Source organism: Paenibacillus odorifer (assembly GCF_000758725.1).
GTDB lineage: Bacteria > Bacillota > Bacilli > Paenibacillales > Paenibacillaceae > Paenibacillus_AQ > Paenibacillus_AQ odorifer.
In genome coordinates this window covers 424,562-439,464 of record NZ_CP009428.1, presented here as the reverse complement: position 1 = coordinate 439,464, position 14,903 = coordinate 424,562, and the positions used below count along the sequence as shown (strand labels likewise).

Sequence of the window (14,903 nt, the reverse complement as noted above, 5' to 3'; positions counted from 1 at the left end):
TCATATGGAAAAAGAAGAAATGACATTAGTATGGACTGTCATTTCTTTAAGATGACAACTGTCACCTTCCTGGCTCCGAATAAAAAAGAGAGGCTGCCCTATCAGTAGAATGAACTACTAATAAGGCAGCCTCTTTAGGTGAAGAAAGTTTAGTTATCTTCGAAGGAATCCTTTTTCCAGCAGGAACTCCTTCATATGCAGCCGTGCTGGCTGTGCCAATCGCTCTGCCATAATGGCCGACCAAGGGGTGTCTTTGGCGCCGTGGGTCCGCTCACGCATATAGTCTGAGGAGACTTTATCGTAAGTTTTGACCTGCTCCACAGTGGTTTCCGCATTGTAGCGATTACGATGCAGAACAGCCTCTAGTGGAAGCCGCGGACGCAGGCCCGAAGCTCCGTCAGGATAACCCACACACATCCCAAATATCGGGTAGACCAATTCAGGCAGTCCCAGCAATTCCGATACCTCAGCGATCCGGTTACGGATTCCACCGATATATACAATTCCAAGTCCTAATGATTCCGCAGCCACTGCAGCATTCTGTGCAGCAAGCGCAACATCAACGGTAGCTACAATCAGGTTCTCAGCAGAATCTTCATAAGAAGTCTCTCCCTGCAAATGAGGTTTCGTCACCTCGCGCAGCCGATACAGATCAGCGCACCAGACCAAAAACACTGGGCATTGTTCTATATAAGCCTGATTGCCCGCTAATCCCGCAAGCTCCGTCTTTAGTGCCGGGTCAGTAACTGCAATAACACTATAGGCCTGAACATTGCTTGAGGTTGAAGCCATCTGAGCTGCTCCAATAATAGCGCTAAGCTGATCTTCACTTACTGGCTTATCCCGAAACTTGCGGACAGATGCATGTTTCATTAACAGAGAAATTGTATCGTTATTTACTTGCACTGTGGCCACTCCCTAAATAGTGATGGTGATATTACAGCTTTACCCGCTGTAGCCGAAGTGCATTCAAGACAACAGACACGGAGCTAAATGCCATCGCAGCTCCTGCCAGCCATGGGGCTAGAAACCCAAGTGCAGCAATCGGTATTCCTATTGTATTGTAAGCAAGCGCCCAGAACAAATTTTGTTTAATATTTCTCATCGTTTTGCGGCTCATCATAATCGCATCAGGAATACTCTTCAAATCCCCGCGCATCAGCGTAATATCTGCTGCTTCCATAGCTACATCCGTTCCTGTCCCAATCGCCATACCCGTATCGGCAGTAGCCAGTGCCGGAGCATCGTTGATCCCATCCCCAACCATGGCAACCTTAGTCCCATTTTGCTGGAGCTTGCGAACCTCTTCAGCTTTGCCCTCTGGCAGAACCTCCGCTAACACTTTTTCGATCCCTGCCTGCTTCGCAATAGCCTCAGCTGTAATTTTATTGTCACCAGTGATCATAACGACTTCAATACCCATATCATGAAGCGCGGCTACAGCCGCTTTTGAGGTCGGTTTAATCGTATCAGCAACGGCCACAATTCCAGCGATTTCTCCCTCTACCGCTACTAGCATAGCTGTCTTTCCCGACTCCTCCAGCTTCTTCATAATTGGAGTCCATTCTGTGATATCGAGCTGATGATCTTCCATCATTCGCCGTGTGCCTACCATAACCTGCTGATCAGAGATAACCGCCATAATTCCACGTCCGGGCACATTATCAAACTGCTCAGCAGTAGGCAAAGCCAAGCCTCTATCAGCGGCGCCAGCAACAATAGCCTCCGCAAGTGGATGCTCTGATAGCTTTTCGGCGGCTGCAGTTAAAGCTAACAAACGGTTTTCCGCGTTTTCTTTTCCATAAGCTGCAATTCCAGTAGTAGTCACAACATCGGTAAGCACGGGTTTACCATTCGTCACTGTACCTGTTTTATCTAGCACAACGGTCTGGATCCCTTGCGCTCCTTCTAAATGCTCCCCACCCTTGAAGAGGATTCCAAGCTCTGCTGCCCGGCCCGATCCTGCCATAATGGAGGTTGGCGTTGCCAGACCTAGCGCACATGGACAAGCAATTACGAGCACTGCAATAGCTTTTTCGAGGGCATCAGCGAACTGGCCAGGGGCTGCCCAGAAATACCAGATCAGAAACGTTATCACAGCAATACCCACAACAATCGGCACAAAAATCCCTGAGATTACATCGGCAATCCGTTGAATCGGAGCTTTGGAGCCTTGAGCTTCCTCCACTACTCGGATAATTTGAGCCAGCGCAGTGTCGCGACCCACTTTATTTGCTTTGATTCTCAAGATACCATTCTTATTCATAGTGGCACCGATCACGGTATCCCCTGGTTTTTTCTCCACAGGAATACTTTCTCCGGTCAACATCGACTCATCCACAGAAGAAGATCCCTCGACAACTTCTCCATCCACAGGCACCTTAGTACCGGGCTTCACCAATACAATATCGCCAGGAATGACTTCATCTGTCGGGATATTCATTTCTTGCCCATCCCGAATTACGAGGGCGGTTTTTGCCTGAAGCCCCATTAAGCTTTTGATTGCGTCAGAGGAACGGCCTTTCGCCAGCGCCTCAAACCATTTACCGACGAGGATAAGGGTAATGAGTACAGCACTCGTCTCATAATACATTTCTACAGTATGATTCATTCCCTTCATGCTTAAGGAATCAATGGTCAGATAAAGACTGTAGAAATAAGCTGCCGACGTCCCTAATACGACCAACACATCCATATTGGCACTCCGGTTACGAAGGGCTTTATAAGCACCGACGTAGAACTGCCAACCGATGATAAATTGCACAGGGGTAGCCAGAACAAGCTGGAACCAAGGATTCATAAATATATCCGGTGTTGGAATCCAGCCGGTGAAGGAGAAATGACCCGCCATCGCCCATAACAATGGGAACGAAAGAATTGCAGAAATGATCCATTTCCACTTTTTATGCTGAATTTCTTTTCCACGACGATCCACATGATCCTTGCGGTCTTCTTTAAGAGAAGCTTTATAGCCGATACTGCTTACCTTCTCCATGATCTCCCTTGGACTGATATTACCGGGTGTATATTCTACATGTGCTGTTTCCAGCGCCAAATTCACATTAACTGCTGCTATGCCCGGTGTACGGCTCAACACTTTTTCAATCCGTGAGGAACAAGCAGCACAGGTCATCCCCGATATATCAAAATCCGCAGATTCTTTAATAGTGTCATAACCAAGAGAACGGATTTTATCTTCAATTTGTGGCAACCCTGATACTGTCGGATCAAATCCAACAGTAGCCTGTTCCAAGGCTAGATTCACATTCGCACGAGATACGCCGTCCATTCGGGACAAACCTTTCTCAATCCGGGTTGCACAAGCGGAACAAGTCATCCCTGTAATCTGTACAGTTGCCTGCTGTTCGTTTGGTGAAGCTGTTGTTTTGGTTTTATCCATGATTTCCACGCCTCCACATACCCCTATAGGGTATGATAATTTCTAAAAGAAAAGGCATTGGAGCTTCGGGTTGCTTCCCCATATCACTCCAAGCCTTATTACTGTGCTTCAAACTAAACTACGTCATACCCTTGATCTTCAATCGCTTCTTTAATCGCGCCAAGGCTTACTTTGTTCTCATCATACTCGACGGAAACTTTCTTAGCAGCAAGATCAACTTTAGCTGTTGCTCCAAGATTGCCTACGGCTTTCTCTACGGAGTTAACACAGTGACCACAAGACATTCCTTCAACGTTTAATGTAGCGTTTGACATTAATATAACCTCCAATAAATGTTGTGAAGCTATGCTCTAGAAGCATTAGCTTATTATTTCATTAATTTGTTAACCGTAATTAGGAGCTCGTCGATAACCTCATGTTCGCCAGCTTCGATTCGCTCAACAATGCAACTTTTCATATGCCCTTCTAGCAGCAACTTACCGACACCATTTAACGCCGCCTGTACCGCTGCGAGCTGGTTGAGCACATCATCACAATAGGTATCCCGCTCAATCATACCCTTTACCCCGCGGATCTGGCCTTCAATCCGGTTGAGGCGCGTATTCAAGTTATTCTTGAATTCTGCCGAATGATGACTTTTTCGTTCTCCTGATGATGAAGAATGACAATTTATGTCGCAGGATTCTGCAGCTTGCTCTTTCTTGGCAGTAGACATAAGAATCAGCCTCCTTGGTTATAATATAATATACCCCCGTAGGGTATGTCAAGAGGCATTCCTAATTCATCCACAGATGATCTCCACCGGTAGTTTGTCCCTTTATTACCGCCGTATTCTTCTATGGTTGGCTATACATCTCTATTTTCCAAAAAAACTATTGCCTCCCTATTCAAATTTGAATATAATAAATTTTGCTTCCAATTATGAACATTTTTCGAACAGAACTATCACTATTTAGAAGAAGGAGCTGCGAAGCATGCATACTAAAGAAAGTAATCTTAAACTCGTAGTAGTTGGCCTGCTGCTTGGTATTCTTATGTCCGCAATGGACAATACCATTGTAGCTTCAGCTATGGGAACGATAGTCTCAGATCTCGGCGGTCTGGATAAAATCGTATGGGTCACCTCGGCTTACATGGTAATGGTAATGGCCGGAACCCCTATCTTCGGCAAGCTCTCTGATATGTACGGACGTAAACGTTTTTTCATTTTCGGATTGATTGTATTCCTGATTGGCTCGGCTCTGTGCGGTACTGCCACCAGTATCACACAGCTCAGCATTTACCGTGCCATTCAAGGGATCGGCGGCGGTGCACTAATGCCAATCGCCTTCACCATCGTTTTCGACATTTACCCGCCTGAAAAAAGAGGGAAATTGACCGGTCTCTTTGGAGCCGTCTTCGGAATTTCCAGTGTACTTGGACCTTTACTCGGTGCCTATATTACCGACTATGTTGGTTGGCAGTGGGTATTCTACATTAACCTGCCGCTAGGAATTATTGCACTGTTCCTGATTGCAACTTCTTATAAGGAGTCGATCTCCCACGCTAAACAGCGCATTGACTGGGGCGGAGCCTTCACTCTGGTTGGCGCGATTATCTGCCTAATGTTCGCTCTGGAACTTGGTGGTAATCAATATGCTTGGGATTCCAGTGCCATCCTTGGCTTATTCGTAGGTTTTGCTGTTCTCTTGCTGGCGTTTATCCTTATTGAGAGAGTAGCTGCTGAACCTGTGATCTCGTTCGCTATGTTCCGCAAACGGTTGTTTGCAACAAGCAGCGTGACCAGCTTATTTTATGGTTCTGCTTTTATTGTAGCTACTATTTATATCCCTATCTTTGTGCAGGGTGTATTTGGCGGCTCAGCTACGAACTCAGGGCTGATCCTTATGCCGATGATGATCGGTACGGTCGTTGGCAGTCAGACCGGGGGGCTGCTTACAACAAAAACCAGCTTCCGCAACATTATGATCCTATCCGCAGTCTGCTTTGTCGCAGGGGTCTACAGCCTAAGCACTTTATCACCAGATACCTCCCGCCTCATGCTTAATGTATTTATGGCTCTGACTGGGTTCGGCGTAGGCTTTTCCTTCTCCGTGCTGAGCATGGCAGCTATCCATAATTTCGATATGCGCCAACGGGGGTCGGCAACATCAACCAGTACCTTCATGCGCTCCCTTGGAATGACGCTGGGAATTACGATCTTCGGGATTATTCAGCGGAATAGCTTTACTAACAGTCTAAGCGATGCTTTTGGCGGTAGTGAACAGTCAGCAGCCTTCGGAGATCCACGCGCTGCGTTAACACCTGAAGCAAGAGCGAAGATCCCTGCTGAAATATTAGAGAAAATATCAAGTGCGTTATCCACCTCTATTGCACAAACCTTTATGTGGGCTTTGATTCCTGCAGTGCTCGGTCTAGTCTTTGTACTGCTCATGCCAAAAGACCGTCTTACCATTCCTGCTAAAGCTGTTCAGGCGTCAGAGGGCAAAAGGTAACCATTATGTCCATGAAATTAGCCATTTTAGGTTTACTGCTGGAGCGGAACATGCATCCCTATGAAATCACATTAGTGATGAAGGAACGTTCCATGGACCGGATCACCAAGCTGCAGATGGGATCACTCTATTATGCTGTGGATAAGCTTGCACAAGATGGTTATATAGAAGCTTTAGAGGTCATCCGCAGCAGTGATCGGCCGGACAAAACGATCTATGCCATAACAGAGCAAGGTAAAGCTTTATTCGAACAGCTTATCCTGCAACAAATTAAGAAAAACGAACCCTTCTATCATCCGATGTATATGGCGCTTGCTATGTCCCGTCATATCGATCAGAGCAAGGTTGAGAAGCTGCTCGAGGAACGCCTACGGGAAACAGAACATCAGGTTAATCTGGCTTATCAGGTATACGAGGAACACATCTCCATCGTGCCTCGTTCTGCCCTGCATCTAATGTACGGTACATATGAGCACACCCTGACTGAGCTAAAATGGCTGCAGCGCCTATACGATGATGTTGTAGCACGCAAGCTAAAAGACATAGGGACACCGTTGAATTTAGAGGCCTAATGGCCTCTTTTTCTGTTTAAGGGAGTCAAAATACGTTTATTAACGAGCACAATATCCATTAAATCTCAAAGGAAGACGAGGCGGTAAAAATGACCCAAGAAAAACATCAGCTGAATAGTGGCAAACGGGATCACCCGGAACAATATCCAACAGAGAAAGAAAGTCTATTTGATCTTCATGAAAGTGAGCAGAATGTAGACCCGATTCCGATGGAAGATTTGACACTGGAAAAGCAAGAGGAAAAGAATAAAGAGGAGACCAAACACCGCTCTTCCAGCGACAAAAAATACCATACGGGCTTCTGAGAGTGTACAATAACTACAAGTACGCAATCATATTTTCCAAGGAGGAATCACATTGTTGAAAGCGTTACCTTTAAACAAGCGCGGGATTCCCGCAAGCCGCATTGCTTTAGGCTGCATGGGACTAGGCGGTGACTGGGACCATGAGCCGATTACTGCGGAGAATGTTAAACAAGGGCATGAAGCGGTCGATGCCGCACTTTCCATCGGCATCAACATGTTTGATCATGCAGATATTTACACTCGTGGCAAGGCGGAGAAGGTATTCGGTCAGATTTTTAAGGATCGTCCAGGACTACGTGAAGAAATTATAATTCAATCTAAATGTGGAATTAAGCTAATGGAGCCTGGGGACAGCACTAATACGTTTGATTTCTCTGGCCAACATATTCTGAACAGCGTGGATGGAATATTGTCACGACTTGGGACCGAATACATTGATATTCTTCTATTGCATAGACCCGATCCCTTAATGGATCCTGAGGAAGTAGCCTCCGCATTACATCAACTGAAGGCCGCTGGTAAGGTTCGCCATTTCGGGGTTTCCAATATGAGCGCCGCTCAGATCAAGCTGCTGCAGACTTATTGCGATGAACCTTTTATCGTAAACCAGCTGCATATGAGCTTGGCTAAGATCAGCTGGGTGGATGCTGGAATCAGTGTAAATCGTGAACCCTGGAAGGATATCATCTTTCCTGAGGGAACCCTTGAACATTGTCGAATGGAGAACATTCAGCTTCAAGCCTGGGGGCCACTCGCCCAAGGTCTATTTAGCGGGCGTTCATTAGAGGATCAACCGGAGAATATCGTCCAAACAGCAGCTATGGTCCAACAGCTTGCAGATGAAAAAGGAACAACACCCGAAGCCATTGTATTGGCTTGGCTAATGACACATCCAGCTGCCATTCAGCCTGTTATTGGAACTGTGAATCCGAAGCGTATTACTGCCTGTGCCGATGCGGACAAGCTGGAGCTTAGCCGTAAGGAATGGTACGACCTGTATGTTAGTTCACGTGGTTCAAAACTTCCGTAACATATACATTTATATTCTCAACTTCATTACTCCACTTATACCCGGCTCGCGTTTTTACTGCGAGCCGGGTATTTTTTTGCGAATCACCCTAAAAGATCGTTCTTTATTGCGAATATATTTAGTAATCGAGCGATAAATAGAGTTATTCAGAGATAAATTATCATTTTTGTTCTTTATAGAGTACAAATGCGCGTTATTGGCAGTTTTCTTTTTGTTTTATTCCATGTATGATTCATTACAGAAGTTGTTCTTAATAAAGAACGATAATAACGAACCAAAGAAACAGACATTGAGGGGAGGTATTCCTCTGAGACCCAGATCAGCAAGGAGAAGACCTAGAAGAAACAGGAAAATTGGTTTACGTATACTGCAATCAGGAATGGCTGTCTCCGTCTTATTTCTATATACCTCGCAGCAAGTTGGTGGTACCTATGGAGGCTTTGGAGCTGCTGCGCAAACCACTAGCACGATTAGCTTTTGCGAAGTATTTCCGAATTCGATCAAGGCACTGCTTACAGAGTTCAAAGAGCATGTTAATCGAGCGCTCACTTTAAAAGAATCACTACAACCCTTTTCCTCATCAGCTAACTACTCGGACGTTTCGGGAATAGAAGGGATGTCGCTGGAAGAGCTTGATGTCGCTGCACAAGAGATTTCTTCGCAAATAGCGGCGCTTCAATCCCAAATAGATAGCGTTAACGAGCAACTGGCGGCTAACAGCCAAATTTGGAATCAAATCCACAATGAGCTAAGTGCAGCAGCAGCCTTACTCTTCCAGATAGGAGGATATATGACTTCTCTAGATTCAAACTGTCTAGAAATCAAGGATGAGCAATTTTTCAGAGATTTACAAAGCAGCCTGAATCAAAGCGGTGTGATCTCGGAATCCTTGAATGCTTCCTTAAATGGAGTTATTAGTTACCTAACCTCCATACACGATGTCGGTCTTCCATTCGCTTCGGTAGTTACCAGTGATGTTTATGGACAACTTGAATTACGCGAAGGAGAGTTCCCACAGCCGCTGCCATTCCTGATTACCTTCACTCAACCAGATGGCGTGATCTCTAGCGACCTCACCTCCACTTATGAAGCTCTAAATACCGAATTGACTAACCTTAAAGAATCGGCAACCTCAGGTATCACTACCCTTCAAGATAAACTCCAAATGATCAGTCAGACTCGCGAGCAAAAACTAGAAGAGCTTGAAAAAGCTCGGCTAGAAGAAGAGCAAGCAAAGAAAGAAGAAGAAGCGAAGAAGGAAGAAGAACGTTTGGCTGAGGAGAAAAAGCAACAAGAAGCCGAGGATAAAGCGAAAGCTGAGGCAACCCCTCCAACGTCAGGTGAAGCTGCTCCGGAAGCCCCAAATAAAGAACAACCTGAAGCCCCAGCCACTGACCCGGTTAAGCCGGAAATTGGTGAAGAGCTCACAATTCCAAAAGATGTTCCTCAGCAAGAGGCTCCACAAGAGACGCCAAAGGCGGAAGACAGTACGACTACCCCGCCGGTAGCAACCCAAGCTCCTTCGGACCCTCAACCTGAGAAAGGTGGAGAATAAGATGCGAATTAAAAAAATTATCAATAATACCTTATCGAGCTTAATGCTTGTGATCTTTATTCTGCTGGTGGCAGCCGTAGTGTTATCCAAGGCCTCCGGTGGTGAACCTGCTTTCTTCGGATATGAGATCAAAACCGTACTCTCAGGATCGATGGAACCAGGAATTCAGACAGGCTCAATTGTCGCATTAAAACCCGGAGGGGATATGAATCGTTTCAAACCAGGCGATGTCATCACCTTTAGGAACGAAGATAATCTGCTCATTACTCACCGGATTGTAGAAGCGACCGTCAATAACGCTACTGGTGAAGCTGTTTATCGCACTAAAGGCGATAACAACGACGCACCCGACATGAACCCAACCAGTTCTGCGAATGTTGTAGCTCAGTATACCGGGGTCACTGTACCCTATGTCGGTTACGCTATGAATTTCGCGGTTTCCAAAGCTGGAAGTGTAGTCCTCATGATCGTGCCTGGCTTGATGCTTCTGCTCTATGCTCTGTATACCTCTTGGAAGGCTGTAGCTGCATTAGAAAAGAAAAATACTGCCCTACTGCCAGCCTCACCGTCCCCAACAGAAACACAGCCCTAAGTTGATTGTCCACTTCCGCTTACGAACCGGAAGATACAATATATAAATTTTATAAAAAATTCAAACACAAATTTGAGGAGGAATTTTATTATGGGTATCAAGAAAACATTGGGTCTTGGCGTAGCATCTGCAGCACTGGGTTTATCATTAATCGGCGGAGGAACCTTCGCATACTTTAGCGACACTGCGCAAAGCACAGCTACATTCGCAGCGGGTACACTCGATCTGAACTCCGACCCTTCTGTCATCGTTAATATTCCTAACCTGAAACCAGGTGATACTGTAACTAAATCCTTCAAATTGAAAAACGATGGTTCGCTCGATATCGGATCTATCATTCTGAATACATCGACTCAAATCACGGATGCTAAAGGAGATAACTACTTGGATTTAGCCGAGTTCATTAAAGTTAAATTCCTTAGAAATAATGATAAAGGGGTACCTATCGTCTCTCCTGAAAATGTAGTTTATGAGACTACACTTGCTGCTTTAAAAAGTCAGCATCCGGATCTCGTAAAAAATACAGGTTGGGATCAACTCTTTACCGAAGCATCCGGTATTAAAGCCGGTACCAATGACAGCTTCTCCGTCCAATTCGAATTTGTGGAAAATAACCAAGATCAAAATATTTTCCAAGGCGATAGCTTAACACTGACTTGGGATTTCGTAGCTAAACAAGGTGCGAAAAAAGACTACTAAGATCAATAAAGTAATTTAATAAAATACTCGAAGAGCAGCAGATCCTGAATCCGGCCACGGATAAGCAGATTGCTGCTCTTCTCTTTACAATAAACTTTGTCCGATTTATTGATATTTGCTATACTAATAACAAAAATTACGGAGGGGCGTCAGCATAGTGCCACAGAATATGGGCCAACGTATCCAGCAGCTCCGCCTAGACAAGGGTTTCTCCCTATCTGAGCTTGCGGACAGAGCAGATGTGGCTAAGTCGTATCTTAGCAACGTGGAGAGAAACATCCAATCCAATCCATCCATCCAGTTTATCGAAAAGATCGCTGACGCGCTTCAGGTATCCATTCATGCCCTACTCTATGGAGAACCAAATGATGCAGAGGAATCACATTTAGATTCGGAATGGTTCCGATTGGTGCAGGAAGCTATGGACTCAGGCATTAGCAAACGCGAATTCAAAGAATTTCTGGACTATCAGAAATGGAAGCTCGATCAAAAGGATTAATACTTCCTACTAATCTGGTACGATCCTCTCTTCTACTAAATCATATCGAAAAAGGACACAGCGAAGAACCGCTGTGCCCTTTTTCGATATGTAACCCCTCTAATGTATTACTGCACGATCTGCACAGTTTTCTCATGAAAGAACTGGCGGATTTCATCTGCCTTAATGCCAGCCTTCTTAGCTGCTAATAATAAATGTACCCACTCTTGATCCAGATCAATAAACTGCTGTTCTCTGTTGCTACCCTGGTTGGACTTTTCCAAAAAATCTCCCCCTAAGATTTTACGTCCCCAGGCAATCCGGCTGTCATAGTATCTCTACCTTAGACCCGCGACTTTGTGCCCCTGCCTTTCGGCAAGTTTACCTTTTACTGGACCCTTTTCACGAAAGGATCTGCTTAAAAAACTATAAAATTACTATCTGCAATAACATTATACAAAAAGAAAGCGGAAAAGTGTGTCGATTCCTGGTTACTTTCTATTTTAAAAACGAAAAATAAAAGATTTTTTTTCAAAGATCTTGTCCGATTATCACGATACTCGTCCGTTACATAAAATAAATTGTACTAGCAAAATAAATATTTACTGACCTAATAGTTAAAAATAAGGATAATAGAATCATTTTAATAGGCCTTTAGAATGGGTAATGAGAAGAAACACCCTTCTTTTCATTAGAACAAGCTAACCTATACCATTTTGCGAACGTATTGGACGAAAGAATGAATTGATTACAGTGGCTGAAAGTAGCACAATAAGATGAGAAATGAAACCGCAATCATCACAGCTCCAGTAAGCGTTGACACAAAATGTCACGTATGGAGTTCATCCGTTAAGGAGGATGTATTCATGGCAGCCAAAGAGCCCTATAACGAATCCATTTGGAGTAAGTATTACGGACCCAATTTAGGCTACATTCAAGAAAGATATGAACAGTTTGTGAAAGATCCCTCCACCGTAGAAAATAATTATCGCGAGCTTTTTACAAATTCGGGACCCCCTCCCCTAACTCCGGATAGCGAACCGGCTCCTCAGCCGCGCATCTCGGGAGACACCGAATGGCTTAGAAAAGCAGTAAGAGCTTCCAAGCTAATCGCCAATATTCGTATATATGGCCATATGGCCGCTGAAATTGATCCGCTGGTACGCGATCAGAATCCCATGGCAAAATATCTTGAGCCTGAAACCTATGGGCTGACCCGCGAAGACCTGATTGCACTGCCTGCCACGCTTATATGGGAAAATGCGCCGAATGATGTGCATACCGGGTGGGATGCCGTGCAACGTATGCGTCAGGCATACACCAAGACTATCGCCTATGAATTCGGGCATGTGCATGAAGAAAAAGAACTGCAATGGCTAAATAGACAGGCAGAATCCACCAGCTCACCAGCACCCCTGAATAATACAGAACGCAAAGAGCTCCTGAACCGCCTGATTCAGGTAGAGCAATTTGAAACCTTCCTCCACAAGACTTTTGTAGGTCAGAAGCGTTTCAGTCTTGAAGGCAATGATGCTCTTGTGCCGATGTTAGACGAAATCGTACGCGCTGCTGCACATGACGGTGCAGAGCATATTTTGATGGGCATGGCGCATCGCGGTCGCCTCAACGTTCTTGCACATATTTTGGGCAAACCTTATGATATCATATTTTCAGAGTTTCATCATTCTCCGAACAAGGAGCTTTTCCCTTCCGAAGGCTCCACAGGCATTAACTATGGCTGGACAGGTGATGTGAAATACCATCTCGGTGCAGACCGTGCTGTCCGTGAAGGAGAAACCGTACGCACAAGAATAACACTAGCGAATAACCCAAGTCACTTGGAATTCGTCAATCCTGTCGTGGAAGGTTTCACTCGTGCCGCACAAGAAGATCGGAGCACTGCAGGACTGCCGAAGATTGATACCAGTAAAGCTATGGCGGTGCTGATGCATGGTGATGCTGCTTTTCCAGGTGAAGGAATTGTTGCAGAAACGCTTAATATCGGCAAACTTCAAGGTTATCAAAATGGTGGGACGATCCATATCATTGTTAATAACCGAATTGGTTTTACGACTGAAAGTGAAGATTCCCGTTCTACGCATTATGCGAGTGACATCGCCAAAGGGTATGAAATCCCGATAGTCCATGTCAACGCTGATGACCCAGAGGCCTGCGTAGCAGCCGTACGTTTAGCTAGCGCATACCGCCATCAATTCAAAAAAGATTTCGTAATTGATCTCATCGGCTACCGCCGTCATGGTCACAACGAAATGGATGATCCTGAAACCACACAACCTATTGTCTACGGCAAGGTTCGCAATCATCCGACCGTCTACAAGGTTTATGCAGAGAGACTGAAAAACGAAAAGGTTCTTACCGCCGAAGACGTGCAAAAGATGAATGCTGAAGCAGAAAGCGTATTGCAGCGTGCGTACGATAATATGAAGGAAGGCAATCATAAGAAAAAAGAACCCAAAGCCTTCATTCCTCTACAAACGGACCGCGCAGCGGCAAACACTACAGCGGTATCCATCTCCAGCCTGCAGGAGATCAATCGTGAACTGTTGACGGTTCCAGCTGGATTCCAGGTTTATCCGAAGCTGGAGCGCATTTTACAACGTCGTAAAGATGCACTGAATGAGGGTGAAAAGGTCGACTGGGCACTGGCTGAAACGTTAGCCTTCGCTACCATTTTGAAAAATGGGACGCCCATCCGACTGAGCGGTCAAGATGCCCAACGCGGAACCTTCGCACATCGCCATCTGGTGCTGCACGACAGTAAAACAGGAGATTTATTCTCTCCGCTACATCAGCTAAGCGATTCCCGTGCCTCCTTTGGCGTATACAACAGTCCATTGTCAGAGGCATCAGTATTAGGCTTTGAATATGGTTATAATGTGTTCGCACCGGAAACCTTCGTAATCTGGGAAGCACAGTATGGTGATTTCGCCAATGCGGGTCAGGTTATTTTTGACCAGTTCATTGCGGCTGGACGCGCCAAATGGACACAGCGCAGCAATCTCGTCATCATGCTGCCGCATGGCTACGAAGGACAGGGACCTGAGCACTCCAGCGGTAGGCTGGAACGGTTCTTGCAGCTATCCGCTGAGGAGAACTGGACAGTCGCTAATCTGACTACCGCTTCGCAATATTTCCATCTGCTGCGGCGCCAAGCAGCGTTATGCGGGCAGGAAGATGCTAGACCGCTAGTCATTATGACGCCGAAAAGTCTCATTCGGAATACGCGCAGCACTTCTGCCGGAACCGAGCTGGCTTCAGGACAATTCAAGCCTGTATTAGCTGAATCTTTGCTTGGCCAGAAACCAAGTGAAGTTAAACGGCTCGTAGTCTGCAGCGGTAAAGTCGCTATCGACATCCAAACAGAACTGGAAGCAGCACAGGATAAGGATTGGTCATGGCTGCATGTTCTTCGCCTAGAGCAGCTTTATCCGTTCCCGGAACAAGAGTTAAGCGAACATTTAAACTCCTTCAGCTCCCTTCAGGAAATTGTCTGGGTGCAAGAAGAGCCGAAAAATATGGGCGGCTGGAGCTATAGTGAGCCTCGGTTACGCGCCATCGCACCAAAGAATGCCGGCGTAAGATATATCGGCCGTCCGGAACGTTCCAGCCCGGCCAGTGGTTATGCAGATGTGCATAGCTTCGAACAACGTAGAATTGTAACAGAAGCCCTAAAATCAAATTCGAACGTACAAGCGGCTGTACCGTCCTCTTAAGAGGACGGTATCACAATAGCGTAAACCATTATGTTTGGGGAGG

Annotated in this window: 14 protein-coding genes and 1 riboswitch; of the genes, 9 read left to right on the top strand and 5 right to left on the bottom strand. The window is 45.7% G+C overall.

The window, feature by feature from the left end:
* Positions 1-153: 153 nt before the first annotated feature.
* From nfsA to PODO_RS01900, 4 genes are all read right to left on the bottom strand, one after another.
* Positions 154-906, bottom strand: coding sequence for an oxygen-insensitive NADPH nitroreductase (gene nfsA / locus PODO_RS01915; RefSeq protein ID WP_076275625.1), 753 nt, complete (start codon positions 904-906; stop codon positions 154-156).
* 31 nt (positions 907-937) lie between these two features.
* Positions 938-3,400 carry a heavy metal translocating P-type ATPase gene (locus PODO_RS01910; RefSeq protein ID WP_036682766.1) on the bottom strand — a complete coding sequence of 821 codons (2,463 nt, stop codon included), beginning with the start codon at positions 3,398-3,400 and terminating at the stop codon, positions 938-940.
* A gap of 113 nt (positions 3,401-3,513) precedes the next feature.
* Positions 3,514-3,714 (bottom strand): copper chaperone CopZ, encoded by a 201-nt coding sequence (copZ, locus tag PODO_RS01905; RefSeq protein ID WP_036682768.1) that lies wholly within the window; start codon positions 3,712-3,714, stop codon positions 3,514-3,516.
* A 53-nt stretch (positions 3,715-3,767) separates the two neighbouring features.
* Positions 3,768-4,115: a metal-sensitive transcriptional regulator gene (locus tag PODO_RS01900; RefSeq protein WP_051491259.1), complete on the bottom strand. Its 348-nt coding sequence runs from the start codon at positions 4,113-4,115 to the stop codon at positions 3,768-3,770.
* Between the two features lie 259 nt (positions 4,116-4,374).
* On the opposite strand from PODO_RS01900, the gene PODO_RS01895 reads away from it, so the two are divergent.
* From PODO_RS01895 to PODO_RS01860, 8 genes are all read left to right on the top strand, one after another.
* Positions 4,375-5,895 carry an MDR family MFS transporter gene (locus tag PODO_RS01895; RefSeq protein WP_036682771.1) on the top strand — a complete coding sequence of 507 codons (1,521 nt, stop codon included), beginning with the start codon at positions 4,375-4,377 and terminating at the stop codon, positions 5,893-5,895.
* 5 nt (positions 5,896-5,900) lie between these two features.
* The gene (locus tag PODO_RS01890; RefSeq protein WP_036682773.1) at positions 5,901-6,467 is read left to right on the top strand and encodes a PadR family transcriptional regulator; all 567 of its coding nucleotides are present in this window, start codon (positions 5,901-5,903) and stop codon (positions 6,465-6,467) included.
* Positions 6,468-6,556: 89 nt separating this feature from the next.
* Positions 6,557-6,772, top strand: coding sequence for a hypothetical protein (locus PODO_RS01885; protein WP_052096730.1), 216 nt, complete (start codon positions 6,557-6,559; stop codon positions 6,770-6,772).
* 52 nt (positions 6,773-6,824) lie between these two features.
* Complete coding sequence (locus PODO_RS01880) at positions 6,825-7,802, top strand: aldo/keto reductase (RefSeq protein WP_036682775.1); 978 nt, start codon at positions 6,825-6,827, stop codon at positions 7,800-7,802.
* Between the two features lie 379 nt (positions 7,803-8,181).
* Positions 8,182-9,357, top strand: a complete 1,176-nt coding sequence (locus PODO_RS01875) for a hypothetical protein (protein ID WP_038568378.1) — start codon at positions 8,182-8,184, stop codon at positions 9,355-9,357.
* 1 nt (position 9,358) lies between these two features.
* The gene (sipW, locus tag PODO_RS01870) at positions 9,359-9,949 is read left to right on the top strand and encodes a signal peptidase I SipW (RefSeq protein WP_038568375.1); all 591 of its coding nucleotides are present in this window, start codon (positions 9,359-9,361) and stop codon (positions 9,947-9,949) included.
* A gap of 90 nt (positions 9,950-10,039) precedes the next feature.
* Positions 10,040-10,648, top strand: coding sequence for a TasA family protein (locus tag PODO_RS01865; protein WP_036682781.1), 609 nt, complete (start codon positions 10,040-10,042; stop codon positions 10,646-10,648).
* 169 nt (positions 10,649-10,817) lie between these two features.
* Positions 10,818-11,147, top strand: a complete 330-nt coding sequence (locus tag PODO_RS01860) for a helix-turn-helix domain-containing protein (protein WP_036682795.1) — start codon at positions 10,818-10,820, stop codon at positions 11,145-11,147.
* A 107-nt stretch (positions 11,148-11,254) separates the two neighbouring features.
* Here the strand turns inward: PODO_RS01860 and PODO_RS30840 are convergent, their stop codons facing one another.
* Positions 11,255-11,410: an anti-repressor SinI family protein gene (locus tag PODO_RS30840; protein WP_232061118.1), complete on the bottom strand. Its 156-nt coding sequence runs from the start codon at positions 11,408-11,410 to the stop codon at positions 11,255-11,257.
* A 27-nt stretch (positions 11,411-11,437) separates the two neighbouring features.
* Positions 11,438-11,522, bottom strand: a riboswitch (cyclic di-GMP riboswitch).
* Positions 11,523-11,992: 470 nt separating this feature from the next.
* Here PODO_RS30840 and PODO_RS01855 point away from each other — a divergent pair.
* The gene (locus PODO_RS01855) at positions 11,993-14,860 is read left to right on the top strand and encodes a 2-oxoglutarate dehydrogenase E1 component (RefSeq protein WP_036682783.1); all 2,868 of its coding nucleotides are present in this window, start codon (positions 11,993-11,995) and stop codon (positions 14,858-14,860) included.
* Positions 14,861-14,903 lie beyond the last annotated feature (43 nt).